Origin of the sequence: Clostridium cuniculi, from assembly GCF_004353185.1 — a bacterium.
Classification (GTDB): domain Bacteria; phylum Bacillota; class Clostridia; order Clostridiales; family Clostridiaceae; genus Clostridium; species Clostridium cuniculi.
This window is the reverse complement of the sequence record NZ_SMUS01000145.1, coordinates 1-356: the sequence shown is the minus strand read 5'-3', so window position 1 is coordinate 356 and position 356 is coordinate 1. Positions and strand designations below refer to the sequence as shown.

1 protein-coding gene is annotated in these 356 nt (G+C 30.6%); it reads right to left on the bottom strand.

Annotated features, from left to right (window positions below; translation table 11 throughout):
- On the bottom strand, nucleotides 1-356 hold a 356-nt coding region (locus EJJ37_RS19990), incomplete at both ends, for a Cna B-type domain-containing protein (RefSeq protein ID WP_133017140.1).

Genomic DNA, 356 nt, shown 5'->3' with positions numbered 1-356 from the left:
ACAGAAGTTTTTCCTGTAATAGTATTTGTAACTGTAAATCCTAACTCAGCATTTCCTGTAATAACACTATTATATCCTGCTACAGCATCTTCTTTTATTGAGTAACTAATTTCATTTCCTGTTGTTTGATCATACTTAGTTAGTCCAGCAAAAGTATGACTCCAATTATTATCTTTTGTTAACTTTACTGAATTAATTTCAACTCCATCTGCAAATAATCTAACAGTTACACTTTCGGCTGCATCTCCAACCCATTTTTTAGTTACAGGAATATCTATAGTTTCTGTATTCGTATTTGTTATAACAAAACCATTTTGACTATCTCCTGAAATTAAAGAGTCATAACCTTGAAGTGA